Below are 25,606 nucleotides of genomic sequence, written 5' to 3'. Positions count from 1 at the left end.
GTAGATACAACTAGTATCCGCAAGCGGATTTTTATTTAACATATCAAAAACAATTCTATCTCCCTTTTTTCCCTTAATTTTGCAAATCAATATTTAGCACCATGCAAGACGTAAAAATAACAGTTCAAGAAACGACAAATAATACCATTATAAAATTTAACACTAATCAAATTTTAATCAATGGAGGAAGTTATGAGTATAATAATATAGATGAAGCTAAAAACTCACCTTTAGCGCAAGAGTTATTCTACTTACCTTTTGTAAAAAAGATTTTTATTACCGCAAATTTTATTGCTGTACAACGCTATGACATTTTAGAATGGATAGACGTACAAGAAGAAGTTAAAGAACAAATTGAAGCATATTTAAATGACAATGGCGTTGTTGTAAACGAATCTCCAACTTCTAAAAAAGAAGCTATAGAGGTTTATGCAGAAGCAACTCCAAACCCATCTGTAATGAAATTTGGAAGTAGTAAATCTTTAACACAAACAGATGTTGAGTATAAAAATATAGATGAAGCTAGCAAATCATCTCCCTTAGCACAAGCAATTTTTAATTTCCCATTTGTAAAGGAAGTATTTATTTCTGATAATTATGTTTCCGTTACCAAATACGATATGGTAGAATGGAATGATGTTTATGCAGAAGTAAGAACTTTTATTCGTGAATATTTAGTTTCTGGAAAAACGATTATTAAAGAACTACCTACCGAAGAAAAATCAACATCAGAAAACAAAATACCTGAACCACAAGTAGCATTAGAAGGAATTCCTGCACAAATTTCAGATATTTTAGATGAATACATTAAGCCTGCAGTTGCAAGTGATGGTGGTAATATTGCTTTCCGTTCTTATGATGAAGAAAACAAAATAGTACGTGTAGTTTTACAAGGAGCCTGTAGTGGTTGCCCTTCTTCTACCGCTACTTTAAAAAACGGAATAGAAAGCTTATTAAAAGAAATGTTACCAAATCAGATTAACGAAGTAGTAGCAATTAACGGATAAACTTGCAATACGCACTATGCTTTAAAAACTCTTAAAGTATAGTGCCAAAAGCTTAAAGAAAAAATAATGTCAGCAGAAAAAATAAACCCTTACAAAGATTCTAAACTTGGCAAAAAAGAGCAAGTTGCTCAAATGTTTGATAATATTTCTGAAAACTACGATGGATTAAACAGAGTAATTTCTTTAGGAATTGATGTTAAATGGCGTAAAAAAGTAGTAAAAATTGTTGGACAAAACAATCCGAAACAAATTTTAGACATCGCTACAGGTACAGGAGATTTAGCCATAATGATGGCTGCTTTAAACCCAGATAGAATTGTAGGTTTAGATATTTCTGAAGGAATGTTAGAAGTAGGAAAACAAAAAATTGCAAAAGCGAAACTTTCTGATAAAATAGAAATGGTTGTTGGTGATTCTGAGGAAATGCCATTTGCAGACAATACTTTTGATGCGATTACAGTTTCTTTTGGCGTTCGTAATTTTGCTAATTTAGATAAAGGAATTAAAGAGATTGTTAGGGTTTTAAAACCAACCGGTGTTTTGGTTATTCTAGAAACTTCTAACCCAACAAAATTCCCTTTTAAACAAGGTTACAAATTATATACTAATTTATTTTTACCTGTTGTTGGTAAATTATTTTCTAAAGATAAAGTTGCCTATTCATATTTATCAGAATCTGCAAATTCTTTTCCTTTTGGAGAAGCTTTCAACAATATTTTACAAAAAAATGGGTTTAGACATACAGAAGATACACCAGTAACTTTTGGAGTTGCTACAATTTATACTGCAAGTAAATAATGATGAGTAAGAAATTTATAATATTCAGTTTTTTCCTTTTAACTTCTATCGCTTTTTATGCACAGAGAGAAAAAGTGGAATACCTACCTACTTTTGATCAAAGAAAAATACATTATGGTTTTTACCTTGGTTTAAATCAGAATGATTTTAAATACAGCTTCAATAACAGTACTCCTATCGAAGGCACAAGTATAAAAATCGATCCTTCTATTGGGTTCAATGTAGGTCTAATAGCAGATTTACGTTTACATAAAAATGTAAACCTACGTTTAGAACCAGGTTTAATGACAAATACGAAAAAGATAACTTTTGGTAATACAGACCTTAACTACCCTCTAGCGGATGAGGTTAGAGAGGTAAATTCCACATATTTACATGTTCCGTTAATTTTTAAATTTAGCACGGACAGATATAAAAATATTAGACCTTATGTATTAGGCGGAGTTTCTTACAACTATAATTTTTCTAGTAATGAACAAGGTGATGATAATGAACAAGGTCAATTTAGAACAACTACTCATAATTACATGTATGAAGTTGGAGTTGGTATAGATATTTACTTATACTACTTTAAATTTTCTCCTTCAATACGTGGTATTTTCGCTTTACCTAGCGAGTTAGTAGAAGATAACGCCAGTTCCTTTGGAGGAACTAGTCCATATACATCTCCAATAAACTATTTAGCAACTCGTGGTATATTTTTAACATTATCTTTTGAATAAAGATTAGCTGTAAAGCTATTGCTGTTTATCAAAATTAATAATTAACATCCTCTCTTAAATTCACTCAACAGAATAGCTGTTGCAGTGGCTACATTTAAACTTTCCGTTTCTTGAATATCTCCAAATCTTGGAATAGAAATCTTATGAGTAATTAGTTTTTTAATGGTATCTGAAACACCATTTGCTTCATTTCCCATTATTAAAACCCCTTCTTTTGGCAAACTTGTTTTGTATACATTTTCACCATCCATATCTGCTATAAAAGTTGGTTTTTGGGTTTCAGACAAATATTCAGTTAAATCTACATAACGAATAGATATTCTAGTTAAAGACCCCATACTTGCTTGCACTACTTTTTGATTATAACAATCTACAGTGTCTTTAGAGCAAATTAATTCAGCTACACCAAACCAATCGCATAAGCGAATAATAGTACCTAAATTCCCTGGATCATTTATAGCATCTAAAGCTACCGTTAAACCTCTATCTGAATCAAGTTTTTCGTCAGGTATTTTAAAAATACCTAAAACCTTATTTGGTGTTTTTAAATTACTGATTTTCTTCAAATCAGCTTCAGAAACACGAACTATTTTTTCTTCTAAAACATCCGAAAAAAAATCATCCGTACAAAAAAGTGTTTCAAGTTCAAATGTAGAATTTAAGATTTCTTGCACAACCTTTATACCTTCGGCTATAAATAATTTATGCTTTTGTCTATACTTTTTTTGAGATAAACTTGTTATTAATTTAAATTGATTTTTTGAGATACTCATTAATTGATTGTAATTGGAAATAAACCGCCGAAAAATACTATTTTTGAATTTGATAGCACTGCTAAATTAATGAAAAAACTTTCTTTATCCCTTTTATTATTACTCCTTTTTGTTTCATGTAATTCTACAAAGAATGTTGCGGAAGGAAAACACATGCTTACTCAAAATTATATATATGTAGATAGTGTAAAAAATAATAGTAGTGATATTCAAAAATACATTCTACAAAAACCCAATCCAAAGTTTTTAAACTTACCTGTTGGTTTGTATTTTTATAATATAGGAGATCCAAACAAACCTAAAACGCCTGCTACCTGGGGAGAAAAAAATCCTCGTTCTTATAATTTTATTAAAAATGTTTTTTCTGAAAAACAAAGTATTGCATACGCAAAAACTTTTATCGGGTTAAATAGATGGTTTTTAAATTATCAGGGGCCCGTTATTGTTAGTGAGAGAAAAGTGAAAAATACCGAAAATAACTTATTAACCTATTACAAAAACCAAGGTTATTTTAAATCGAAAGTAACATCAGACATTAATAGGGATTCAATCAGTAAAAAAGCTACGGTAGCATATAGAGTAAGCAAAGGAAAACCTACACTTTTAGATACTATAAATTTTAAAATAGAGTCTTTAGTGTTAGATTCCATTTACAGAAATACAAGTACACCATCTCTGTTAAAAAAGGGAAACCAATATAACGACAAAGTATTTAGAAATGAAGCAAGTAGAGTTTTAAAGTTATTTAGAAATAATGGAATTTATAATTTTACGGAATCTGCTTTAGGGTTTTATGTAGATTCTACAAGAACGGATAACAAAACAAATGTAGATTTCTTAATTTCTGGAAACAGACTGCAAGAAACAGACGGCGCCTATATTAACACCCCTTACAAAGTACAAAAAGTAACAGAGGTAAACGTTACTACAGATTATTCATTTACAAAAAAAGGGGAACCTCTAATAGACTCATTAAAGTACGATGGAATTAACTTTTTAGCTCACAGAAAAATTAAATACAATCCAAAATACCTATCTCAATCAATATTCTTAAAACCAGGAAGTATTTACAAAGACACCTTAAGAAACTTAACAAGAAATCATTTAAAATCACTTAAAAACTTTAAATCTACCAATATAAAATTCACTCCAATTTCAGGAACTGATAATGAATTAAAAATGGATATCTTTTTAGCACCTATAGAAAAATTTACTTTAGGACTAGAAACAGAAATAACACATTCTAACATTAGAGAAATTGGTTCTTCTGCAAAGTTTTCAATTACAAATAGAAATGCATTTAGAGGTGCAGAGTTACTAAAGTTATCTTTTTTAGGATCTTATTTTAACTCAAACAGTGGTCCTGGTTGGGAATTTGGTGCCGATGCTTCTTTAGAAATACCAAGACTTATTGCTCCTTTTGGATTAAATAAATTAGTTCCTAAAGAAATGTCACCAAGAACCTTGTTTTCTATTGGAACTAGTTTTCAGAAAAATATAGGCTTAGACAGACAAACATTTACCTTTTTATCTGATTATAAGTGGCAGTATAATGCAAAAAAACAATTCAATTAGAAATCTTAAACACACAATATATTCAAAACTTAAACATTAGTAGTTATTTTGATATTTATAGTTCGGAATTTTCGAATCTAGATGATGTTGCTGAAGCTTATGATACCGCTAATAATATTACTACCAATACTAACTATCCGCTTTCTACGGATATAAATGATCAGGTACCAGAAGCATTAGCTTTTATGAGAAAGGTTGCCAATGACACTAGTTTTAAAACAACAAATTCTGACGAATACAACGATGCTTTAAATATTTTAAATAGATATAATATTATAACATCCGATTTCTTAATCCCTGTGCTAGCCTATTCATTTACGTATAATAGTCAAACAAATTTTAATGATAACAATTTCTCATTCTTTAAAGTAAGACTTGCAAATTCTGGAAATGCCTTAGGGTTACTATCAAACAAAACAAATGTAAATAACAAAAAAACACTTGCAAACATACCACTAGCACAATACTTTAAAACTGATTTAGAGTATAAGAAATTTTGGGATGTTGGTGGTAACTCAGTATTTGGAATTAGAACTTTTTTAGGTGCAATTATACCTTATGACAATTCAGATATCCCTTTTACAAAAAGTTATTTTGCAGGAGGTTCTAATGATATTAGAGCTTGGCAAACTTATGAATTGGGTCCTGGAAGTAGAAATACAGGACTAGAATTTAATGTAGGAAGCCTTAAATTTTTAACCAGTGCAGAATACAGGTTTGATGTGGTTAGCAAATTAAAAGGAGCTTTATTTATTGATGCAGGTAATATTTGGGACATTACCGGTTCTGAATTTGTTGATGAAGAATCTAAATTCAATAATGTATCATCTCTAAAAGATATTGCCGTAGGTACTGGATTTGGAGCTAGATTAGATTTTAGTTTTTTAATTTTACGTTTAGATGTTGGCTTTAAAACTTATGAACCTTATTTAACTGGTAATAAATGGCTTAAAAACTACAACTTTTCTAATGCTGTTTATAATATAGGTATTAACTATCCCTTCTAAATTAGAAATAAAACCTATAACGTTTTCGTTATTTTATGCTTACATTCAGCTGTATTTTTAGTACTTTTGATAAGTAATTAATGATTAAAATATACAAACATGAGTCATAATATAAAGCCAGGTGTTGCAACTGGATCAGAAGTTCAAGCTATTTTTAATTTTGCAAAAGAAAAAGGTTTTGCTTTACCGGCAGTAAACGTTATTGGATCTAACACTATTAACGGTGTTTTAGAAACAGCAAGAGATTTAAATGCTCCTGTAATTATTCAGTTTTCTAATGGTGGTGCACAATTTAATGCAGGAAAAGGTTTATCTAACGAAGGTGAAAAAGCTGCCATTGCTGGTGGTATAGCTGGTGCAAAACATGTACATGAATTAGCAGTTGCTTACGGAGTGCCTGTTATTTTACATACAGACCACTGTGCTAAAAAATTATTACCTTGGATAGACGGATTATTAGATGCTTCAGAAAAACATTTCGAAGAAACTGGTAAACCTCTTTATAGCTCTCACATGATCGATTTATCTGAAGAGCCTTTAGAAGAAAACATTGAGATTTGTAAAACATATTTAGCTCGTATGAGTAAAATGGGTATGACTTTAGAAATTGAATTAGGTATTACAGGTGGTGAAGAAGACGGTGTTGACAACAGTGATGTTGATGAGTCTAAATTATACACACAACCAGAAGAAGTTGCTTATGCTTATGAAGAGCTTTCTAAAGTAAGTGATAAATTTACAATTGCTGCAGCTTTTGGTAACGTTCATGGTGTTTACAAACCAGGAAACGTTAAATTAACTCCAAAAATCTTAAAAAATTCTCAAGAATTTATTACTAAGAAATATGGTGTTGAAGAAAATCATATCGATTTTGTATTTCACGGAGGATCTGGTTCTACATTAGAAGAAATTAGAGAAGCTATTGGTTACGGTGTTATTAAAATGAACATTGATACAGATATGCAATATGCTTTTATGAGCGGAATTAGAGACTACATGGGAGAAAAAGCAGATTACTTAAAATCTCAAATAGGAAGCCCTGATGGACCTGAATCTCCAAACAAAAAATATTACGATCCAAGAAAATGGTTACGTGAAGGTGAAGCAACTTTCATTACACGTTTAAAACAAGCATTTTCTGACTTAAACAACGTAGATACTTTATAAAAGCAATCTATAAAATACTTTTAAAAAGCACTTTGATTAAAATCAAAGTGCTTTTTTTATGAGTTTAGACATCAAAAAGGATACTTTTAAGAAAAAACTTTTACATTTGCGGTTCTAATTTTGTTTACATAAATTTAGAAATAACCTAAAACACAACAACTAGTATGGCTTGGTTTAAAAGAACGGATAAAGGAATACAAACTTCTACAGAAGATAAAAAAGACACTCCAAAAGGGTTATGGTACAAAACACCTAGTGGAAAAATAATAGATACAGAAGAATTAAAAAGAAACTTATATGTAAGTCCAGAGGATGGGTACCATGTAAGAATAGGTAGTAAGGAATATTTCGAATTATTTTTTGATGAAAATAAATTTAAAGAATTAGACGCTAACCTTACCTCTAAAGATCCTTTAAAATTTGAGGACACAAAAAAATATCCAGATAGATTAAAAGCTGCTCAAGAAAAAACAAAATTGAACGATGCTGTTAGAACAGCCGTAGGTTTGTCTTTAGGAAAAGAGATTGTAATTGCAGCCATGGATTTTGCTTTTATTGGTGGATCTATGGGATCTGTAGTTGGAGAAAAAATAGCAAGAGCTATCGATTACTCTATTAAAAACAAGATTCCTTTTTTAATGATTTCTAAATCTGGAGGAGCAAGAATGATGGAAGCTTCTCTTTCATTAATGCAATTGGTAAAAACATCAGCAAAATTAGCACAATTAGCAGAAGTAAATATCCCATATATTTCTTTATGTACAGATCCGACAACAGGTGGTACTACAGCTTCTTATGCAATGTTAGGAGATATTAACATTGCAGAACCAAATGCATTAATTGCATTTGCAGGACCAAGAGTTGTAAAAGATACTACAGGTAAAGATTTACCAGAAGGTTTCCAAAGATCAGAATTTGTTTTAGAACATGGTTTCTTAGATGCGATCTACGAACGTAAGAACTTAAAAAAACAGATTAATCTGTATATCGATTTAATACAAAACATACCTGTTAGAGCATAATTTAAAACTTCTTTATTAAAGGTTTAAAACCAAGTAACCTCTTAGTTTTAAACCTTTAAACAGATTATTATACATATTACAAAGAGCTAAATAATCTATATATTTTACTATCTCAAATTAAAAAAATAATCATACCTTTGCAGCTTCAATGAAAATATCATTGATATACATAATAATCATTTAAATAATATTGGAATGTATTTAACTAAAGAAGTAAAAGAAAGCATCTTCGAAAAACACGGTAAAGGAAAAAACGATACTGGTTCTTCAGAAGGTCAAATTGCATTGTTTACACACAGAATTAACCATTTAACTGGGCACTTAAAAAATAATCGTAAAGATTATAACACAGAGCGTTCATTAGTAATGTTAGTTGGTAAGCGTAGAAGTTTATTAGATTATCTAAAGAAATCTGATATTTTAAGATATCGTGCAATTATTGCAGAATTAGGAATTAGAAAATAATTCTTATAGAAAAGAGGGGCTATAAACGTTCCTCTTTTTTGTTTTTAAATTTTAAAGCATTCCTTTAGAATAGTAAAAATTATTCTCACTAAACCGAGATAGAAAAAGGTATTAAATTCTGACTAACAAACAGAATCTATATAAAAAAGGTTAAATTAGTTAACCTCATTCCTGCAAAGGCAGGAAAAAAAATCAAAAATAGTAACAGCATTTTTGAATTTCCATTGCAACAACGTACAACAACACAACAACAAACAAATTAAAAATTTAGAATTAAAATTTATGATTCCAAAAGTATTTAGAGAGGTTATAGACCTTGGAGATGGAAGAACTATCTCATTAGAAACCGGTAAATTAGCAAAACAAGCACACGGTTCTGTTGTTGTTCAAATGGGTAAAGCAATGTTATTATGTACTGTAGTTTCTAACTACAAACAATCTGACGTTGATTTTTTACCACTTACAGTAGATTATAGAGAAAAATTTGCAGCTGCAGGTAGATATCCAGGTGGTTTCTTTAAAAGAGAAGCAAGACCAAGTGATGGAGAAGTATTAACAATGCGTCTTGTAGACCGTGTTTTACGTCCTTTATTCCCAAAAGATTATCACGCAGAAGTACAGGTAATGATCCAATTAATGTCTCATGATGATGACGTTATGCCAGATGCATTAGCAGGTTTAGCAGCATCAGCAGCTATTCAATTATCAGATTTCCCTTTCGAATGCCCAATCTCTGAAGCAAGAGTAGGTAGAGTAAACGGAGAATTTGTAATAAACCCAACAAGAGCACAATTAGCAGAATCAGACATCGATATGATGATTGGAGCTTCTGCCGATTCTGTAATGATGGTTGAAGGTGAAATGGATGAAATTTCTGAAGAAGAAATGGCAGATGCAATTAAATTTGCACATGAAGCTATTAAAGTTCAGTGTGCTGCTCAAGTTGCATTAGCTGAAGCTTTCGGTAAGAAAGAAACTAGAATTTACGAAGGAGAAAGAGAAGATGAAGAGTTAGCTGCAAAAATTAACGAACTTACTTACGATAAGTGTTATGCCATAGCTAAAAAAGGAACTTCTAAAGTAGAGCGTACAAATGCTTTTGCTGAAATTAAAGAAGAAGTTAAAGCATCTTTTACAGAAGAAGAGTTAGCAGATTATGGAGATTTAGTAGGTAAATATTTCAACAAATCTCAAAAAGCAGCAGTTAGAGAATTAACTTTAGCAGAAGGTTTACGTTTAGACGGACGTAAAACTACAGATATTAGACCAATTTGGTGTGAAGTAGATTACTTACCATCTGTACACGGTTCTTCTATCTTTACGCGTGGAGAAACTCAAGCATTAGCAACGGTAACTTTAGGAACTTCTAGAGATGCAATGAAAATAGATATGCCATCTTATGAAGGTGAAGAAAATTTCTATTTACACTATAACTTCCCTCCTTTTTGTACAGGTGAAGCTAGACCATTAAGAGGAACATCTCGTAGAGAAGTTGGTCATGGTAACTTAGCACAACGTGGTTTAAAAGGAATGATTCCAGCAGATTGCCCTTATACAGTAAGAGTTGTTTCTGAAGTATTAGAATCTAACGGTTCTTCTTCTATGGCAACTGTTTGTGCTGGTACAATGGCATTAATGGATGCAGGTGTTAAAATGATAAGACCAGTTTCTGGTATTGCTATGGGATTAATTTCTGATGGAGATCGTTACGCAGTTTTATCTGATATTTTAGGTGATGAAGATCACTTAGGAGATATGGACTTTAAAGTTACTGGTACTTCAGAAGGAATTACTGCATGTCAAATGGATATTAAAGTAAAAGGTCTTTCTTATGAAATTTTAGTAAATGCACTAAAACAAGCAAGAGATGGTCGTTTTCATATTTTAGGTAAAATTACAGATACTATTGCAGCTGCAAATGAAGATGTAAAAGCTCACGCTCCTAAAATGGTTAACAGAAGAATACCTAATGAATTAATTGGTGCATTTATTGGACCAGGAGGTAAAAACATTCAAGAATTACAGAAAGAAACAGAAACTACAATTGTAATTACTGAAGATCCTGTAACAGAAGAAGGTATCATTGAAATTTTAGGTACTAAACCAGAAGGAATCGAAGCAGTTATTGCTAAGATTGAGTCTATGTTATTTAAACCAGAAAAAGGTTCTGTATACGAAGTAAAAGTTATCAAAATGTTAGATTTTGGTGCTGTTGTAGAATACACTGAAGCTCCTGGTAACGAAGTTTTATTACACGTAAGTGAATTAGCTTGGGAACGTACAGATAATGTATCTGATGTTGTTAAAATGGGAGATATTTTAGATGTAAAATACTTTGGTTTAGACCCAAGAACACGTAAAGAAAAAGTTTCTAGAAAAGCTATTTTACCAAAACCAGAAGGTTTTGTAGAAAGACCACCTAGAGATGATAAACGTTCTGGTGGACGTGATAGCAGAAGTAGAGATAATCGCGGACGTGATGACAGAAAACCTAGAGCACCAAGAAAAGAAGAATAATTTCTTTTTTTAATTGATATTAAAAATCGCCAATTAATTTTGGCGATTTTTTTAGTTTATAGGGTATTTGTAGATTGCTTTTATTTTCTTTGCAGCCAATAATGAAATTACAACATATTACATATTTATCTTTAGGAACAAACCAAGGTAACAAACTTGAAAACCTGCAAAATGCTATTCATTCTATTGATGATCGCATTGGTGGTATTCAAAAAATATCCTCTATCTACAAAACTCCAGCCTGGGGATTTGATGGAGACGATTTTTTTAACATTTGTATAAAAGTAGCCACTAATTTAGAACCAGAAACCTTAATTAATTCCTTATTAAAAATAGAGAAAGAATTAGGCAGGCAACGCTCTTCACTAGAAGGATACCAAAACAGAAAGATAGATATCGATATATTACTATATGATGCCGAGATAATTTTATCTCAAGCATTGATAGTACCTCATCCTAAAATGTTACAACGAAAATTTGTAATGCTCCCTCTAGCAGAAATAGCTGCATCAACGATTCATCCCTTAGAAAAAAAAGACATTGCAGTATGTTTACAGGGTTGTGATGACCCATCAGAAATTGAGAAATTAAATGAAGTTTTAGAAAGACCTATTCCTATTTCTGAAAAGTATAATTATATTGCTATTGAAGGGAACATTGGAGCAGGTAAAACAACTTTAGCCAACTTACTCTCAAATGATTTTAATGCTAAAATGGTACTAGAACGTTTTGCAGACAACCCTTTTCTTCCTAAATTTTACGAAGATAAAGAACGATATGCATTTCCTTTAGAAATGAGTTTTTTGGCAGATAGATATCAACAATTAACCGATGATTTAGCGCAGTTCGACTTATTTAAGAGCTTCATTATATCAGATTACTATATTTTTAAATCTTTAATTTTTGCCCAAGTAACATTGCAAAAAGAAGAGTATTTATTATACAGAAAAATGTTTGATTTAATGTACAAAGAAATAACAAAACCAGACTTGTACATTTATCTATTTCAAAATACAGAACGTCTTTTAGAAAATATTAAAAACCGAGGAAGATCTTATGAACAAAACATAGAACCAGAATACCTAAAACGGATTCATAATGGATACAAAAATTTTATTAAGACCGAAAAAAGTTTAAATTTACAAGTAATAGACGTTTCAGATATGGATTTTCTTAACAATCAGGATGATTACAAGAACATTGTTAACAAAATAAAGCAATTCTAAAAAAAAATATATATTTTTGCGGGAATCATTCCCCTATATTATTTAAAACAAAAAATCAAATTAAAATGAGGAGAATTATACTATTTATTTTATTGAGCAGTACTATTATAGCTCAATCATTCGGTCAATCTACCGAAAAAAACATCATAAACACAGACAGTACCGAAGTAAAAGGTAAGGACATTATTAAAGACAATAACACCTGGGCAATTGGTGGTGGTTTTAGTAATTTTATCATGCATGGAGATTTACGTTCTATAAGCGTTGCTGATGATTCTAATTATTGGAATTTTGGTGGTTATATATATGTAGATAAAATGTTCAACCCAATCTTAGGTTTAGAGCTTAAAGCTACATATACTAAAATGTCTGGAGGAGTACAATCATTCTCAAACGGATATTCTCTTAGATATGTACCAAATAATGTTATTAGTGATGCTGATTTTCGCTTTGAAGGTAGATCTTACGGTGCTGAGTTAAATTTAATCGTAAGTTTTACAAATATGTTTAAAAGAGAATCTACTAAATGGCATGCTGCTGGATATTTTGGAGTTGGATATCATCAATATGATTCTGCTCTTTATAAAACGGATCCAACAGGAGCAACACCAGATGAACTTTTAGTTGACTTTGGTTACAACCGTGATAGAAATAGTGTAAATGAAGCAAGTTCTATCTTTTTATCTGCACAACTAGGGGTAAAAAGAAAAATAAGTAGAAGATTAGATCTAGAATTTAGAACAGGTATGTACTTTAATAATGAAGATCATTTAGACGCAGCTGTTTCTGATAAACAAACTTGGGAAAGCTTTTTTGTGACTAGTTTAGGAGTTGTTTTTAAATTAGGAAAGAAAAAAGAATACATTATATGGGCTGCTGAAGAAGCTCCTGGAGCACAATTTAAAATTGTTGATACAGATAACGATGGTGTAATGGATGAATTAGATGTAGAGCCAAACACTCCAAAAGGTGCAATGGTATATGGTAACGGTCAGGCTGTAGACACAGACGGAGATGGTTTACCAGATTACAAAGATAAATGTCCTTTAGAATATGGACCACTATCAAATGAAGGTTGTCCTTTAAATATAGATACAGACGGAGACGGTGTAATGGATGCAAAAGATTTATGTCCTAATACTCCAGGTCCAGTAGAAAACAGAGGTTGTCCTAAACAAGAAGCAGTAGCTCCTGTTAACATTACACAACAAATTGGATTGTTAGCTACTAGTATTTACTTTGATACCAATAAAGATGTAATTAAGTTAGTGTCTTATAGTACTATTGATGAAATCGTAGGACTAATGAAACAAGTACCAGATGTAAGATTTGTTATTGAAGGTCATACAGATGATAGAAATAGTGATAGATACAACTTATATTTATCTCAAAGAAGAGCAGAAAGTGTAAGAAAATACATGATCAAACAAGGTATTGCTAACGAAAGATTAGAACCTAAAGGTTATGGTGAATCTAGACCTAAATTCTCTAATGAGAATGCTGGAGGTAGACAATTAAACAGAAGGGTTGAAATTAAACCAATAAATGCGAAAGTACCAGTAGAAGTACTTCAAGAATAATTACCACATTATTTTATAAAAAAGAGGCTACATCAGTAGCCTCTTTTTTTTTGCAGTATCAAACAATATTGAATGGAATTTTACAAAACCGAATTTTATTATTAACATAAAAAGCCATTACTCCAGAAAAGAGTAATGGCTTTTATTAAAAATATAATTGTCTTTTTTAAAGTAATAAAAAATGAAATACATAATTAATTTTACTTTGTTCAGAATCTCACAAAACATTTAGACAATATTCTATATTTACTTAAAACACAAATTAAAGTTCTTACTATTGTAATAAATAGAAAAAGGTTGTCCAAAATAATTGGACAACCTTTTTTATAAAAATAAATGTGCTTTTATTTCAGCTCTAATTTCTCTGCAAAATAATCACAAAAGTCACGCATAGTAGCACTCATTTTCTGATCATCAGTTGCACGTTCAAATGAATCTGCCATAGACACTAATGTCTGATGATAAAACTGTTTCATTTCATCTACAGGCATCTCTTTTGTCCATAAGTCCATACGCAAAGTATCTTTTTTCTTATGATCCCAAACAGAAATCATAATCGCTTTGGATTCTTCATTATCTATACCACCATCTTTTGCTGTCCAGTAAATTTCTTCTGGGACTTTGTTTTCATCTAAACCAATTTCAAAATTAATTTGTGAATTATGTTTTATTGACATTATTTTTTAGGCTTGTAATTTGATTTTTGGAATAATTCCTCAAAATCAATAATTAATAATTCCTGCAAAGATACATCATTATTTTGCATAAAAGACTTCACAATCTGCCACCCTAACCACGCACCAATTCTTCCTGGAGAATCATTATCATTCTGTAAATAAAATTTAGAAAAGGGAGCATTGTCTAAAAACCTTTTATTTAAGGCTGTTTCTGTGCTAAATAGCAACTTTCTTTCTACAAAATATTTCCATATATTTTCTTCATTGTCAATAGCCCAATCTAACTTTTCACTTGAATACCCAATTTTAAATTGATCTGAAATGGTAGGCAAATACAAATCTAACGCATACAATTTCTTTCCTTCATGAATCATTTTTGATAAAAAACTTCTATTAGGTAATGCTACAAATTGCTTTTCTATCATAGAATTTGCTACATCAACAACTATATTTTCTTTGGTATTGTTTTCTTTGATGTATTTTGGATAATCTGCATAAAACCTGTGTGTTTTACCTAAGTACACATCCAAAGAAATAAACAATAAACTATCTGCATAAATCACTCTACTATTATAATCTATATTAGAAATCATAGTAACCACATCGGGAGCTTTAAAATTGGTATTATAATATTTAATATGCTTAAAAAGAGAGGTTAATTGAGATTCTAAGGGAGAAATATCTGCATATAACTTTTGAGTCTCTAAAAATAATTCTTGCTCATCTTTATCGGCTATTTTTAAAATCGCCAAACTATCTGAAAATGATTTTGGAAATAAATAAGGATATTTATTTTTAAGCGCAGGTAATGTATTTACTGTCGAATTATAAAAGTCAACTTCGTATCTTTTTGTGGTAAAATCAATATTTACTGTAGAAACATCAATTTGAGTGTTTTTTTTATCAGAACACGAAAAAAACACACATAAAACCATTAAAATCATAAAATAAAATCTCATATTCTTTGTACCTTAGTCATTAGATTTAAGAACGCTAAAAATACTAAAATAGTTTATCAATGAAGACTGAAAAGGTTGCCGAATACATTATAAAATGGCTAAAAGATTATGCTGAGAATGCAAAAGTAAAAGGATTTGTAGTTGGAGTTTCTGGCGGTATAGACTCTGCCCTTACCTCTACTTTATGTGCTAAAACTGGTTTACCTACTTTATGTGTAGAAATGCCAATTCATCAATCTCCAATTCAGGTTAGTAGAGCACAAGAGCATATTACACAATTAAAAAATAATTTTGATAATGTTTATGATGTACGAGTAGATCTAACCTCTACTTTCGAGGATTTTAAAAATGTTGTACCAAATGCAGATCCTTCAGCTAAAGTAGATTTGTCTTTAGCAAATACAAGAGCTAGACTTAGAATGACAACTTTATACTATTTAGCAGGTCTACATAGCTATTTAGTAGCTGGAACAGGTAATAAAGTAGAAGATTTTGGCGTTGGATTTTACACCAAATATGGTGATGGTGGTGTTGACTTAAGTCCTATTGCAGATTTAATGAAATCTGAAGTATATGCATTATCTGAGTTTTTAGAAGTACCAAACTCCATACAAAAAGCACAACCAACAGATGGGTTATTTGGGGATAGCAGAACTGATGAAGATCAAATAGGTGCTTCTTATGATGAATTAGAATGGGCCATGGTGATGCAAGAAAAAGGAAAATCTGAAAATGATTTTTCTGGAAGAGATCTAGAAGTTTTTAAAATTTACACAAGATTAAATAGAATTAACCAACATAAAATGCTACCAATTCCTATTTGTGAAATTCCAAATGAAATAAAATAGAAACATAAAAAAAGCCTTAATTCTATTAAATTAAGGCTTTTCTATTTATAATTTTATTATTACAGCAAATTTGCTGCAACCATCATCTTTTTAATCTTTAAATATGCTTTTTTCTTAGAACCTGATGAAATTTCAAATGGTAACAATAGGAATAATTGAATAATTTTTAAAAATTGTAATGATCTTTTCATAATACTGAGGGTTTTCTTTTTGCGAGTGCAATATACAAAAAATCTATTTGATTATAAATTAATGCTATAGGGATAAACACCCGATTTTACAATTTAATAATATTAAACAACTCTATTCAGCTTTTCAAAGAGCCTCATTTTCAGGTTTGTATAATTCCTAATAACCTCTAAATCTATTGGTGAGCCTTGGTTTGCTACAGCCTCACTCATCAATTCATCTATCTTTTCTCCTATTAAAACGCGTCTTAAATTATACACCACATCATTCACATCTTTGGCCAAAACTTCTAAAGCAGACTTTACCTCTATGTTTTGCCCTTCCCAATTACTTAGCTGTCTATTAGGATTTTCTTTTTCCATTAAAATAGAAGTTACAATGGTAGATATTTCTGAATTCTTATGATTAATTAAACCATCAATATCTAGTTTTTCTAACTGATTTAACTGATGAATAATTTCGGTATAAATTTCTTGAAAAAGTACGTTAGAAAATTCTATTTCATCTTCATGTAAATGCACATAAATTTCTGCTGAAACCGTATTTTCATATTTCCTTGTATCTATTTTCTCTCTACCTGCATCATCTACATTTATGACCTCTTCCGTAAACTCTACTTCTTCATTTCCATATAAAAGTAAAATTTTAATAATCTCATTTTCTAAAATAGAAAGTTGATCTATTTTCTGGTTAGCAACTACACCACCTTTAACCAAGCCCATTTTAGTTTGTTCTTGTCCACTAGCATAATCTGGTGGAGGCTCGTTTGGGTTTTGTTGTGGGGTGTTTAGCTGTCTGCTAGATTTACTTTTTTCTTGTAATCCCTTTTTTAACAACTGCGCTAACTCACTAAACAGTACACGTTCTGAAATATCCATAATTCTAGAACATTCTTGTACGTAAACTTCTCGCTGAATACCATCTGGAATTTTAGCTATACTTGTTACAATATCTCTAATTACACCCGCTTTTTTTATAGGGTCGTTATTAGAATCTTTTAGTAAAAGGGATACTTTAAAATTGATAAAATCTTGTGCAGAATCCTCTAAATAAGCTGCTAGTTCTGCATTTGAATTGGCTTTTGCAAAACTATCTGGATCTTCGCCATCAGGAAACTGAACTACTTTTACGTTCATTCCTTGCTCTAGAATTAAATCGATACCACGAATGGAAGCTCTAATTCCGGCTGCATCTCCATCAAAAAGTACAGTAATATTTTTTGTTAATCTATTTATTAACCTAATTTGATCTGGTGTTAAAGCAGTCCCAGAAGACGCTACTACATTCTCTACTCCAGATTGATTAAAAGAAATTACATCCGTATAGCCTTCTACCAAAAAGCAATTGTCTTGTTTGGCTATTTCTTTCTTAGCTTGGTATAATCCGTATAGAATTTTACTTTTATGGTAAATATCACTTTCTGGTGAATTTAAATATTTAGCAGCTTTCTTATCGGCTGTTAAAATACGTCCTCCAAAACCTAAAATACGTCCAGACATAGAATGTATCGGGAACATTACACGTCCTTTAAAACGGTCGAATTGTTTGTTCTCTTTTACAATTGTAAGTCCTGTGGATGCTAAAAACTTTAAATCGTAGCCTCTTTTTAAAGCAGCATTTGTAAAATTATCCCACTCGTCCATACAATATCCTAACTCGAACCTTTTAATAGTTTCATCTGTAAAACCACGTTCTTTAAAATATGACAATCCTATGGCTTTTCCTTTATTAGAAGTAAGCATTAACTCATGAAAATAATCTTTGGCAAAGGTTGAAACCAAATACATGCTTTCTCGTTCATTCATCTGAGCTTTTTCTTCAGATGATTGCTCTGCTTCTTCAATTTCTATATTGTACTTTTTGGCTAACCACCTTAATGCTTCTGGGTAGGTGTAATGTTCATGCTCCATTAAAAAGGAAACAGAGTTCCCACCTTTTCCTGTAGAAAAATCTTTCCAGATCTGTTTTACTGGAGAGACCATAAAAGAAGGTGATTTTTCGTCTGTAAACGGACTCAAACCTTTAAAGTTACTTCCTGCTTTTTTAAGCACAACAAATTCTCCAATAACCTCTTCTACTCTAGCTGTTTCGAAAATGCGGTCTATGGTACTTCTTAATATCATTTATTGGTTTTATTGGAAAGTGATGACAAAGATAATAATTAGAACGTTATTTTTTCTATTATAAAAAGTTCTAACAAAATAAAACCTCAAAGGTTTTAAAAACCTTTGAGGTTTGTATAAATTTTAAAAAATTGTTTTTACAAACTTCCTTTTTTAGTTTGCGATACGCGTTAAGGATTGCGCAATTGTTTGAGCTCTTTTTTGTTTTTCTACAAAAAAAGCGAGTGCAAAAGCCTGACCCTTGTGGTAACGCCCAAAGAAAATTAAGAAGCTGCCTTTAATTTCTTTAAAGTTGAATTAGATAATTTTGCTTCTGCATACTCCTTAGTTACATTTAGTTCTTTTTCATCAGAACTTGGTAAATCGAACATTGCATCTGTAAAAATTGCCTCACATAAAGAACGTAATCCTCTTGCTCCTAATTTATATTCTACCGCTTTTTCTACGATATAATTTAAAGCTTCTTCTTCTATCATAAACTCCACATCATCCATTGTAAACAACTTAGAATATTGCTTAATAATAGCGTTTTTAGGTTCTGTTAAGATTGCTCTTAACGTGGTCGCATCTAATGGATTCATGTAGCTTAATACTGGTAAACGCCCAATAATTTCTGGAATTAAACCAAAAGCTTTTAAATCTGAAGGAATAATGTATTGTAACAAGTTGTCTTCATCTACTTTATCATCATCTAAAGAAGCACCAAAACCAACAGCTTGCATATTTAAACGCTTACTTATATATCTTTCGATTCCAGAAAAAGCACCACCTGCAATAAATAAAATCTCTTTAGTGTCTACTTCTATAAATTTTTGCTCCGGATGTTTTCTACCTCCTTTAGGCGCTACATTTACAACTGTACCTTCTAATAATTTTAATAAAGCTTGCTGTACTCCTTCTCCAGAAACATCTCTTGTAATAGAAGGATTGTCTCCTTTACGAGCAATTTTATCAATTTCATCAATAAAAATAATACCTCTTTGCGCTTTTTCTACGTCGTAATCTGCAGCTTGTAATAATTTACTTAAAATACTTTCTACATCTTCACCAACATAACCAGCTTGCGTTAAAACAGTGGCATCTACAATAGCAAAAGGAACGTTTAACATTCTTGCAATTGTTTTTGCTACTAAGGTTTTTCCGGTTCCGGTTTCTCCAACTAAAACAATGTTAGATTTTTCTATTTCTACATCGTCTTTATCGTCTTTGGTTTGTAATAATCTTTTATAATGATTATAAACTGCTACTGCCATTGCTCTTTTAGTTTCTAATTGACCAATAATATATTGATCTAAAAACTCTTTAATTTGCAAAGGCTTTCTAAGCGTTAAATCTTTAGATAAGTCGCTAGATTTTGCTTCAGTAATTTCTTCTTCTACAATTCCGTGCGCTTGCTCTATACATTTATCGCAAATATGAGCATCCATACCTGCTATTAACAAGTCTGTTTCTGCTTTTTTTCGTCCGCAAAACGAACATTCTAAATTTTCTTCTTTCGACATTTTTCCTCGCTTTAGGCTCTAGGCTTTAAGCTCTAGGCAGTCTAACTGCATAGAACTTATTGCTTAAAGCAAACTATTTACTTTTTTCTTGCTAAAACTTCGTCAATCATTCCGTACGCTTTTGCTTCATCTGCTTTCATCCAATAATCTCTATCAGAATCATTGTGTACTTTTTCTACAGTTTGACCAGAGTGGTTTGCAATAATATCATACAACTCTCCTTTTAACTTTATAATTTCTCTTGCAGTAATTTCTATATCTGAAGCCTGACCTTGTGCACCACCTAAAGGTTGGTGAATCATAACTCTAGAATGTGGTAATGCAGAACGTTTACCTGCTGCTCCTGCACACATTAAAACGGCTCCCATAGAAGCTGCCATACCTGTACAAATTGTTGCTACATCTGGTTTTATGAACTGCATAGTATCATAAATACCTAAACCTGCATACACTCCCCCACCTGGAGAATTGATATAAATTGAAATATCTTTATTAGCATCTACACTTTCTAAAAATAATAACTGAGCTTGAATAATATTTGCTACCTGGTCATTAATTCCTGTTCCTAAAAAGATAATTCTATCCATCATTAAACGAGAAAAAACATCCATTTGAGTAATGTTCATTTGACGCTCTTCCATAATATATGGCGTTACACTACTTGTAATCTTGCCATAATAGTTGCTGTTAATTCCGTGATGTTTTGTTGCGTATTTCTCGAACTCTTTTCCGTAATCCATTATTATGATGCTTTTTTAAGTTTAATATTGTAAATATAAGAACTATTTCTTACTATTTTGTTTCAGTTTGTCGCTAAAAAAACCTGAATATAACAATTCAGGTTTTTAATTATTTATAATTTTAAAACCTCTCGACTGTGCTCGAGGTGACCTATAAATAACTTACTGTTATTTATATACTTCTTTAATAAAGTCTTCGTAAGAAAGCTCTTTAGATTTAAAACTCATGTTCTCTTTGTAAAAAGTTAATAACTTGTTACTAATTAACTGAGATTGTAATTTCTGAGCTTCTTCTTGGTTTTGTAAAATTCTACCAGCAATATCATCCAATTCTTTTTCTTCTGGATTTGTATTACCAAATTGAGCCATTTGCGTACGGATAAATCCTTTAGCATAGTCTACCAATTCTGTATAATCTATTTTAATATCATTATCTTTCATCACCTTTCCTTCGATTAATTGATAACGTAAACCTTTTTCTGATTTTTCAAATTCTGCAGTAGCTTCTTCTTCTGTTAAAGGCTTTTCTCCTGCAGTTCTTAACCATTTCTTTAAGAAATCTGCTGGTAAATCAAACTTTGTACTTTCTACTAAATACTCTGTAATAGCATTTAATAATTGTTGATCTCCTTGTTGTTGAAATTGCTTTTCTGCGTCTTCTTTAATTTTTTCTCTTAATTCAGTTACAGAAGTTACACTTCCATCAGGAAATAATTTATCAAACAATTCTTTGTCTAAATCTGCTGGCTCTGTTTTTGTAACTTCCTCTACAGTAAAAGAAACAGTAATATCTAAATCGTGAATTACATCATGAGAAACACCTAAAACATGTTCTAATCTATGAGCATCTTCAAATAAATCTTTTGTACCTAACTCTACTACGTCACCAACTTTAGCTCCAACTAATTTAGCGATGTTCTCATCACCATTTAAGTCTTTTACGATAAAAGTAGATTTTTTGTTGATTTCTTGTTCTTCATTTACAAAAGTACCTGTAACATTAGATTCTTCAGTAGCTTCTTCTATAGCACTTACTTTACCGTAACGAGTTTGAATGTTCTTAACTTCTTCGTCAAGTAATTCTTCTGTTGCAATAATATTGTATTGTGTAACTTTATCTTTAGCTTTTAAATCTACCTCAAAAACAGGTGCTAAACCTAATTCAAATTCAAAAGAAAACTCTTCTGCATCCCAGTTAAAATCTTCAGTCATTCTAGGTAAAGGATTACCTAACATTTCTAATTTTTCTTCTGCTATAAATTTATTTAAAGACTCTTGTAAAAGCTTGTTAACCTCATCTATCATAATAGATTTACCATACTGCTTTTTAATCATCCCCATTGGTACATGTCCTTTTCTAAAACCAGGAACATCTGCCTTTTTACGGTAATCTGTTAATAAACTTGATACTTTTGCTTGATAATCTTCTGCTACGATATCTACTTTTACAACTGCGTTTAACGCATCAATGCTTTCTTTTGTAATATTCATTTCTTGTTCTTTTATCTTGAAAAATCGAGTGCAAAATTAATAATTTTAATTGATTGCACAAATGTTAAATACTTCTAATTCAGTATTGTTATTTAGTTTTGAATTGTTTTGGTATCCTCTTTTAATAATGAAAATAATGCCGATCTAAAAATAGACAGTAAAACACTGAATAATAGGGCAGCAAAAAATCCAGAAACAGCAAAACCATCTACTAACTTATCTGCCAATAATATAATGCACGCATTAATTACAAAAATAAATAAGCCAAAAGTGACAATAGTTGCAGGTAATGTAAAAAAGATTAAAAGTGGTCTTACAAACATATTTAGTAACGATATAACCACAGCAACAATAATTGCCGCAACATAACCTGCTACAGAAATACCTGGTAAAATATTAGCTAAAACAATTACTGCTAAAGCCGTTAATAAAATTTTTAAAAAGGTTTTCATACTGTTTATTTTTAGAGATAATTGCCAAAACTGTACCAAATGAAAAAGTCTGCTTTTTTGTCATGCTTTGAATTTGAGCTAGCTTGTATTTAAGCTTAAATACGAATAACTATGCTAAACAGAATTCAAGCCAATCAATATGTATCATACATTAATAGGTAAAAACTAAAACCAACAATCCTTTAAAGAATCAAATCTTTAAAATTATCGAAAATAAAACAAGAGATCATCCCCCTAAAGAAACCAGTGTCACTTACAAAATGTTATGGATATCGGATTTAACAAAAAACACCACAATCATTTGTTTGGGAGCATTTTCTTCGGATGTATGCATCACTTAAAAAAAAACAATTTTACGTCCCGCTAACAATATTGACACATAATATTTAGACAACTACATTTTTTTACCTTTATAAATCTATAAAACAAGATATTTTGGTATTAAACCTATATAATTTGATAGTAGCATATGCTTTTTGTACCTTTGCATTATGAAAATAAGGATACACAAACAGCGTAACTTTAGAATATTCAACTTTAATTTTTTAGTGTTTAAAAACCAACCTAAAAAATTCATACCTCCTCACTCTTTTTTTAAATAAACGCTCCTAGCGTTTAACTTCTTTTTTAAGCTTTTTAGCTTTTCATTTTTTATCGTTTTAGATAAATCAAATCAATAGAAATAATGATGATGATTAAAACTTTTGACGCCTTTACGAGGATGTCCTACATAAATATTAATAAAATTTCAAAATTTTTACACAAGCACTTAGAAGACGACTGTAAAGAGGACAAAAGTGCCATTCGTAAATCACTTTTATATGCTGCCAAAGAAACATCTAATCTAGGTGGCTATGCATTTGTTATAGAAGAAAAAGACAAAATAATTGGAGCAATTGTAGTTAATAAAACGGGGATGAGTGAATATCAATCTGAAAACCTAATTACCTACCTGGCAGTTCATAAAGAATATAGAGAACAAAAAATTGCTACAAAACTAATAAAAGAAGCTACCAAATACTGCAACGGAAACCTATCTCTAAACATTAATAAAAATAATAATGCGATCGAGTTATTCAAGAAAAACGGATTTGTATCACAAAAAATTCAAATGACATTACATAAATAACACTCAGAATAAAATTCAAAAAGAATAATAGTAACTTAAAATAAAAAAATGAAAATACTAGTAATTGGCGCAGGAAATATGGGGCTAACGTATGCTCAAGGAATGTCTAAATCTAAATTGTTAAAGAAAAAAAACATTATGGTTTTAGATAATTCTGCAGAAAAGTTAGAAGAGTTAAATGAAATTTCTCATTTTGATGCCTTTAAAGAACTAGAAGACTGCGTACCAAAAGCAGACATCATCTTTATTGCTGTAAAACCATACCATGCAGAAAAACTTTTTAAAGCATTAAAACCCTTTACAAAACCGGGTCAGGTTATTGTATCTATTATGGCTGGTGTTAATATAGATAACATTAAAAAATATTCTGGATTAAAAAAAATAGTAAGAGCAATGCCTAATTTACCAGCCCAAATTGGTAAAGGTTTAACATCTTATGTAACTTCAGAAGAAGTATCTAGATTAGAAAAATTAACCGTAGAAAGCTTATTAGACACCACTGGTAAATCTATGGAAGTAAGCAGCGAAAAACTGATTGACGCTTCTACAGGAATTTCAGGAAGTGGACCTGCTTATGTATTCTACTTTATGCAAAGTATGATGGAAGCTGCCTTAAAAATGGGCTTCTCTAAAAACGATTCTTCTGTTTTAGTAAGTCAGACTTTTACTGGAGCTATCGAATTATTTAATCAATCTAATTTATCGCCAAATTCTTGGATGGAAAGAGTAGCTTCTAAAGGAGGTACAACTCGTGCCGCTTTAGACTCTATGGAAGATAATAATGTAAATGAATTAATTAAAGACGCCGCTTTTGCCGCTTTTAACAGAGCTGTAGAAATGGGTAAAGAACATTAAAATGTATAAAGAAAGAATAGTAATTAAAGTAGGTACCAATGTAATGACAAACAGAGATAACAGAATTGTTAGACCTGTTTTAAGACGCTTGGTAAAACAAGTTGCAGAATTATACGAACGTGGTATTATTTGTATTCTAGTTTCTTCTGGATCTGTAATTGCAGGTAAAGAAATTCTAGGAGAATCTAGTATTGAAAATAATACGCAAAGAAGGCAAGTGTATTCTGCTATAGGGCAACCAAGAATGATGCGTCATTATTACAACCTTTTTAATGATTACGGTATGAAATGTGCACAGGTTTTACCTACAAAAAGAGATTTTTCTCCTGGCGTACACAGACAAAACATGATTAATTGTTGCGAAGGTTTGTTAGCAGAAGGCGTAATTCCTATTGCCAATGAAGATGATGCTGTTTCTGTAACCATGTCTATGTTTTCTGACAATGATGAGCTGGCTAGTTTAATTGCACAATTAATAAATGCTGATAAATTAATTATTCTAACAGATATAGACGGATTGTACACAGGACATCCGGAAGCTGAAAGCAGTAATTTAATTACCAATGTAAATCCAGATGACGATTTAGATAAATATATAAAAGATAGTAATAAAAAACCTGGTGAAGGTAGAGGCGGAATGGGTTCTAAGTTAGATTATGCCCAAGAAGCTGCATCTAACAACATCCCTACTTTTATTGCAAACGGAAAAAGAGATAACACCATTATTGATATTATTGACGGAAAGTCCGTCGGTACAAAAGTGGCACTTTAAAATCTATAAG

The 25,606-nt window shown here is 30.9% G+C and carries 24 protein-coding genes; 15 read left to right on the top strand and 9 right to left on the bottom strand.

Features of this window, described 5'->3' with window-relative positions; all coding sequences use genetic code 11:
- Window positions 1-101: 101 nt before the first annotated feature.
- The 3 genes from H0I28_RS16355 (at window position 102) to H0I28_RS16345 (ending at window position 2,527) form a co-directional block, all read left to right on the top strand.
- Window positions 102-1,007 carry a NifU family protein gene (locus tag H0I28_RS16355; RefSeq protein WP_218752038.1) on the top strand — a complete coding sequence of 302 codons (906 nt, stop codon included), beginning with the start codon at window positions 102-104 and terminating at the stop codon, window positions 1,005-1,007.
- Window positions 1,008-1,073: 66 nt separating this feature from the next.
- Window positions 1,074-1,805 (top strand): bifunctional demethylmenaquinone methyltransferase/2-methoxy-6-polyprenyl-1,4-benzoquinol methylase UbiE, encoded by a 732-nt coding sequence (gene ubiE / locus H0I28_RS16350; protein WP_218759793.1) that lies wholly within the window; start codon window positions 1,074-1,076, stop codon window positions 1,803-1,805.
- Complete coding sequence (locus H0I28_RS16345; RefSeq protein WP_254712802.1) at window positions 1,805-2,527, top strand: porin family protein; 723 nt, start codon at window positions 1,805-1,807, stop codon at window positions 2,525-2,527. The genes ubiE and H0I28_RS16345 overlap by 1 nt, the downstream gene beginning before the upstream one ends.
- A 41-nt stretch (window positions 2,528-2,568) precedes the next feature.
- On the opposite strand, the gene H0I28_RS16340 is transcribed toward H0I28_RS16345, so the two are convergent.
- On the bottom strand, window positions 2,569-3,300 hold the full coding sequence (locus H0I28_RS16340) for an RNA methyltransferase (RefSeq protein ID WP_218759792.1): 732 nt from the start codon (window positions 3,298-3,300) through the stop codon (window positions 2,569-2,571).
- A gap of 69 nt (window positions 3,301-3,369) precedes the next feature.
- Between H0I28_RS16340 and H0I28_RS17630 the strand changes: the two genes are divergently transcribed.
- The 8 genes from H0I28_RS17630 (at window position 3,370) to H0I28_RS16305 (ending at window position 13,859) form a co-directional block, all read left to right on the top strand.
- Window positions 3,370-4,875 (top strand): hypothetical protein, encoded by a 1,506-nt coding sequence (locus H0I28_RS17630; RefSeq protein WP_254712801.1) that lies wholly within the window; start codon window positions 3,370-3,372, stop codon window positions 4,873-4,875.
- Between the two features lie 185 nt (window positions 4,876-5,060).
- On the top strand, window positions 5,061-5,882 hold the full coding sequence (locus tag H0I28_RS17625) for a BamA/TamA family outer membrane protein (RefSeq protein WP_254712800.1): 822 nt from the start codon (window positions 5,061-5,063) through the stop codon (window positions 5,880-5,882).
- 99 nt (window positions 5,883-5,981) lie between these two features.
- The gene (gene fbaA, locus H0I28_RS16330) at window positions 5,982-7,049 is read left to right on the top strand and encodes a class II fructose-bisphosphate aldolase (protein ID WP_208891027.1); all 1,068 of its coding nucleotides are present in this window, start codon (window positions 5,982-5,984) and stop codon (window positions 7,047-7,049) included.
- Between the two features lie 164 nt (window positions 7,050-7,213).
- Complete coding sequence (gene accD, locus H0I28_RS16325) at window positions 7,214-8,071, top strand: acetyl-CoA carboxylase, carboxyltransferase subunit beta (RefSeq protein ID WP_165733754.1); 858 nt, start codon at window positions 7,214-7,216, stop codon at window positions 8,069-8,071.
- Between the two features lie 195 nt (window positions 8,072-8,266).
- On the top strand, window positions 8,267-8,536 hold the full coding sequence (rpsO, locus tag H0I28_RS16320) for a 30S ribosomal protein S15 (protein WP_068449458.1): 270 nt from the start codon (window positions 8,267-8,269) through the stop codon (window positions 8,534-8,536).
- Between the two features lie 282 nt (window positions 8,537-8,818).
- Window positions 8,819-11,053 carry a polyribonucleotide nucleotidyltransferase gene (locus H0I28_RS16315; RefSeq protein WP_218759791.1) on the top strand — a complete coding sequence of 745 codons (2,235 nt, stop codon included), beginning with the start codon at window positions 8,819-8,821 and terminating at the stop codon, window positions 11,051-11,053.
- A gap of 101 nt (window positions 11,054-11,154) precedes the next feature.
- Window positions 11,155-12,279 (top strand): 2-amino-4-hydroxy-6-hydroxymethyldihydropteridine diphosphokinase, encoded by a 1,125-nt coding sequence (gene folK / locus H0I28_RS16310; protein WP_218759789.1) that lies wholly within the window; start codon window positions 11,155-11,157, stop codon window positions 12,277-12,279.
- A 65-nt stretch (window positions 12,280-12,344) separates the two neighbouring features.
- The gene (locus tag H0I28_RS16305) at window positions 12,345-13,859 is read left to right on the top strand and encodes an OmpA family protein (RefSeq protein WP_218732463.1); all 1,515 of its coding nucleotides are present in this window, start codon (window positions 12,345-12,347) and stop codon (window positions 13,857-13,859) included.
- Between the two features lie 344 nt (window positions 13,860-14,203).
- On the opposite strand, the gene gldC is transcribed toward H0I28_RS16305, so the two are convergent.
- Window positions 14,204-14,536: a gliding motility protein GldC gene (gene gldC / locus H0I28_RS16300; RefSeq protein ID WP_165733758.1), complete on the bottom strand. Its 333-nt coding sequence runs from the start codon at window positions 14,534-14,536 to the stop codon at window positions 14,204-14,206.
- A complete protein-coding gene (gene gldB, locus H0I28_RS16295; protein ID WP_218759788.1) occupies window positions 14,536-15,495 on the bottom strand; it encodes a gliding motility lipoprotein GldB in 960 nt (319 codons plus the stop codon). Before gldB ends, gldC begins: the two co-directional genes overlap by 1 nt.
- A 59-nt stretch (window positions 15,496-15,554) precedes the next feature.
- Here gldB and nadE point away from each other — a divergent pair, with 59 nt between their 5' ends.
- Window positions 15,555-16,343, top strand: coding sequence for an NAD(+) synthase (gene nadE / locus H0I28_RS16290; RefSeq protein ID WP_218759787.1), 789 nt, complete (start codon window positions 15,555-15,557; stop codon window positions 16,341-16,343).
- 59 nt (window positions 16,344-16,402) lie between these two features.
- Here the strand turns inward: nadE and H0I28_RS17685 are convergent, their stop codons facing one another.
- The 6 genes from H0I28_RS17685 to H0I28_RS16265 all read right to left on the bottom strand — a co-directional run bounded on the left by H0I28_RS17685 (window position 16,403) and on the right by H0I28_RS16265 (window position 22,840).
- The gene (locus tag H0I28_RS17685; protein ID WP_302849953.1) at window positions 16,403-16,534 is read right to left on the bottom strand and encodes a hypothetical protein; all 132 of its coding nucleotides are present in this window, start codon (window positions 16,532-16,534) and stop codon (window positions 16,403-16,405) included.
- A gap of 102 nt (window positions 16,535-16,636) precedes the next feature.
- Entirely contained in the window at window positions 16,637-18,655 is a 2,019-nt protein-coding gene (gene dnaG / locus H0I28_RS16285; protein ID WP_218759786.1) for a DNA primase, read from the bottom strand.
- Window positions 18,656-18,918: 263 nt separating this feature from the next.
- Window positions 18,919-20,157, bottom strand: a complete 1,239-nt coding sequence (gene clpX / locus H0I28_RS16280; RefSeq protein ID WP_218759785.1) for an ATP-dependent Clp protease ATP-binding subunit ClpX — start codon at window positions 20,155-20,157, stop codon at window positions 18,919-18,921.
- Window positions 20,158-20,234: 77 nt separating this feature from the next.
- Window positions 20,235-20,897: an ATP-dependent Clp endopeptidase proteolytic subunit ClpP gene (gene clpP / locus H0I28_RS16275; RefSeq protein WP_165733763.1), complete on the bottom strand. Its 663-nt coding sequence runs from the start codon at window positions 20,895-20,897 to the stop codon at window positions 20,235-20,237.
- Window positions 20,898-21,065: 168 nt separating this feature from the next.
- On the bottom strand, window positions 21,066-22,388 hold the full coding sequence (gene tig, locus H0I28_RS16270; protein WP_218759784.1) for a trigger factor: 1,323 nt from the start codon (window positions 22,386-22,388) through the stop codon (window positions 21,066-21,068).
- Window positions 22,389-22,480: 92 nt separating this feature from the next.
- The gene (locus tag H0I28_RS16265) at window positions 22,481-22,840 is read right to left on the bottom strand and encodes a phage holin family protein (RefSeq protein ID WP_218732457.1); all 360 of its coding nucleotides are present in this window, start codon (window positions 22,838-22,840) and stop codon (window positions 22,481-22,483) included.
- Window positions 22,841-23,525: 685 nt separating this feature from the next.
- Between H0I28_RS16265 and H0I28_RS16260 the strand changes: the two genes are divergently transcribed.
- Genes H0I28_RS16260 through proB form a run of 3 tightly spaced genes read left to right on the top strand, consistent with a single transcriptional unit; the run spans window position 23,526 to window position 25,596 of the window.
- On the top strand, window positions 23,526-23,969 hold the full coding sequence (locus H0I28_RS16260; protein WP_218732456.1) for a GNAT family N-acetyltransferase: 444 nt from the start codon (window positions 23,526-23,528) through the stop codon (window positions 23,967-23,969).
- 48 nt (window positions 23,970-24,017) lie between these two features.
- Window positions 24,018-24,824, top strand: a complete 807-nt coding sequence (gene proC, locus H0I28_RS16255) for a pyrroline-5-carboxylate reductase (RefSeq protein ID WP_218759783.1) — start codon at window positions 24,018-24,020, stop codon at window positions 24,822-24,824.
- A gap of 1 nt (window position 24,825) precedes the next feature.
- Window positions 24,826-25,596, top strand: coding sequence for a glutamate 5-kinase (proB, locus tag H0I28_RS16250; RefSeq protein WP_218732454.1), 771 nt, complete (start codon window positions 24,826-24,828; stop codon window positions 25,594-25,596).
- The last annotated feature ends 10 nt before the right edge of the window (window positions 25,597-25,606 follow it).

The sequence above is a fragment of the Polaribacter sp. AHE13PA genome (genome assembly GCF_019278505.1).
GTDB lineage: Bacteria > Bacteroidota > Bacteroidia > Flavobacteriales > Flavobacteriaceae > Polaribacter.
The sequence above is the reverse complement of the archived record's forward strand: the minus strand, read 5'-3'. Positions and strand labels throughout refer to the sequence as shown.